Consider the following 2,385-nt stretch of genomic DNA (forward strand, 5'->3'; position numbering starts at 1 on the left):
TGTTGAGTTTGCTTGCCCCAAAGGTTTCTCCTTCTTCAATCAGTGTATACACCTTACGCTAGAAGGCTGCTTCCAAAAGGTGGGTAATAAAGTTATGGAAGTAGGTGTCCGTCAAGCGGTGAGCAAGGGCAAAACGTTTTTGACGTAGATCGTCAGATTGATTCTCTAAGTAATCACTGAGAAGCAATTCATTGAAGGTTGACGGTGCTTCGACATAGTAGGTCGACATGTGGGCATTAAAATAGCTTTGGTGATTGTCAGAAAAGATGAATTGATCAGAATGCCCGATTTCATGAATCAAGGTATAAACATCGCTCAAACGACCTGTCCAGCTCATGAGGTCATATGGATGTATACGGTAGGGATCATCTGTTTCCCCCAATCATACACATCTATTATACAACATTCTTTTCTAGCTATCTTCATTATAAGAAATAAACATGTTAGTCTCAGATAGTTTTTTCACTCTTAGAGAGTTAATTTTTTCCAAAAGCTAAGTATTTGTTTGACACAAATTTCACAAAGGTGTATACTGAAACGTGATAGGACTTCTTTTAGAAACCTATCACGACTCACTTATAAACCTTTTGCTGTTCTTTTATGAACGTTTGAATGGTATCACGGATACCGAGGAGGAATCATATGTCTAAAGTAGCTATCGTTACAGGTGCAGGTCAAGGGATCGGTTTTGCAATCGCAAAACGCTTGGTTCAAGATGGTTTTAAGGTTGGAGTTTTAGACTACAACGTTGAAACAGCTGAGAAAGCAGTTGCTGAATTGTCAGCAGATAAAGCTTTTGCTGTTGTAGCTGATGTGTCTAAAAAAGCAGAAGTTGCTGCAGCTTTCCAAAAAGTTGTCGATCATTTCGGAGACTTGAACGTTGTTGTAAACAATGCTGGTGTTGCTCCTACTACACCTCTGGATACAATTACAGAGGAGCAATTTGCTCGCACATTTGCTATTAACGTCGGTGGTGTGATTTGGGGAGCACAAGCTGCTCAGGCTCAATTTAAAGCACTTGGTCACGGTGGTAAAATCATCAATGCTACTTCTCAAGCAGGTGTTGTCGGAAATCCAAACTTGACTGTATACGGCGGTACAAAATTCGCTGTTCGTGGTATTACTCAAACATTGGCGCGTGATTTAGCAGAGTCAGGTATAACTGTCAACGCCTATGCTCCAGGTATCGTAAAAACACCAATGATGTATGATATCGCTCATGAAGTTGGAAAAAATGCAGGAAAAGATGACGAGTGGGGTATGCAAACATTCGCAAAAGATATTACATTGAAACGCCTATCTGAACCAGAAGATGTAGCTGCAGCAGTTAGCTTCCTTGCTGGACCAGATTCAAACTACATTACAGGTCAAACCATTATCGTTGATGGTGGTATGCAATTCCATTAAGATACATAAAAAGAGGTTGGAACAAAATCCAACCTCTTTTATCATCTCCACGATTCCAATTTTTGGAGTCGTTTTTTGTCATTTAAAACAATCTTTCTGTCCTATTCATGCTTCAGAAATGAGAGGATTTCTTCAAGACTAGCGGAACTTCCTTGCTCTAAATAACGTGATTTACTACCATTTTGATAGACTGAAAGATTCGGAACGGTTTGGATATCCATTTCTTTTGCAAAGGCTGTAATCTCATCCTTTTCATCAGAATCACTATCCAAATAATAGACCGTCTGGTGACTTTTTTGAATCGCTAGAGCCAAGTTGGGCACAAACTTTTGACAGTAGGGACAGGATTCTCTTCCAATATAGACAACAAACTCGTCGCCATTTGCAAGTTTGGAGCGCATTTCTTTCATATTGATTGCTTTAGTATACTGAACAGCTTCCTGATAAGTTTTTGGAAGAACAGGTTGACTGAATTTCCAGATCATAAACAAAATCGGCATAGCAATTCCAATGATAAACAAGCTAAATTTTTTATTGACACGCACTAGCATCTCCGTCCTTTTCTAAGTATTTTCCCAAGTCTAATCGCCCACGACAAGATATATAAAATCCAACCGATAGATCTGTAATGATGCACAGTCTGAAGACAAAGTCTTCGGCAAACTTTATGAAATAAATGTCATTCTAAAATCTCAACAATATAGCTCTATTGTTGCACTTTTATGATTTTATTCTCCCAACTGGGCACTGTAGTTGATAATTTGGTCAACCGTATCCGACAAGAATTGAATCGTATCACGGAGTGGTTTATCCGTTGAGATATCGGCTCCGATAATCATAGCTGACTCAAGTGGTGTCTTGCTACCACCTGATTTGAGGAGATTGAGCCAGTCTCTAGCTCCATTCTCAGAGTTTTTAAGATGAAGGTAACCAGCAGTCGAGATGACAAGTCCTGCTGAGTAAGTGTAGCTATACAAG

At 39.5% G+C, this 2,385-nt stretch carries 2 protein-coding genes and 2 pseudogenes; 1 reads left to right on the forward strand and 3 read right to left on the reverse strand.

Annotation, left to right across the window (positions count from 1 at the left end; all coding sequences use genetic code 11):
* Positions 1-61 precede the first annotated feature (61 nt).
* Positions 62-379 (reverse strand): annotated as a pseudogene (locus ADM33_RS10310) (M3 family metallopeptidase); the annotation flags it as partial.
* A 263-nt stretch (positions 380-642) separates the two neighbouring features.
* Here ADM33_RS10310 and ADM33_RS10315 point away from each other — a divergent pair.
* Complete coding sequence (locus tag ADM33_RS10315) at positions 643-1,407, forward strand: (S)-acetoin forming diacetyl reductase (RefSeq protein WP_049505045.1); 765 nt, start codon at positions 643-645, stop codon at positions 1,405-1,407.
* A gap of 101 nt (positions 1,408-1,508) precedes the next feature.
* Here ADM33_RS10315 and ADM33_RS10320 read toward each other — a convergent pair whose 3' ends face one another.
* Together ADM33_RS10320 and ADM33_RS10325 are read right to left on the reverse strand one after the other, a co-directional pair.
* A complete protein-coding gene (locus ADM33_RS10320) occupies positions 1,509-1,958 on the reverse strand; it encodes a thioredoxin domain-containing protein (protein ID WP_414716797.1) in 450 nt (149 codons plus the stop codon).
* 177 nt (positions 1,959-2,135) lie between these two features.
* Positions 2,136-2,385: pseudogene (locus ADM33_RS10325) on the reverse strand (oligoendopeptidase F); the annotation flags it as partial.

Origin of the sequence: Streptococcus oralis, assembly GCF_001075875.1 — a bacterium.
Classification (GTDB): Bacteria; Bacillota; Bacilli; order Lactobacillales; family Streptococcaceae; genus Streptococcus; species Streptococcus oralis_I.

What these genes read in the sequence shown, in the direction of transcription:
- ADM33_RS10320 (WP_414716797.1), bottom strand. Translation starts at nt 1,958, where the DNA reads ATGCTAGTGCGTGTCAATAAAAAATTTAGCTTGTTTATCATTGGAATT.
- ADM33_RS10315 (WP_049505045.1), top strand. Translation starts at nt 643, where the DNA reads ATGTCTAAAGTAGCTATCGTTACAGGTGCAGGTCAAGGGATCGGTTTT.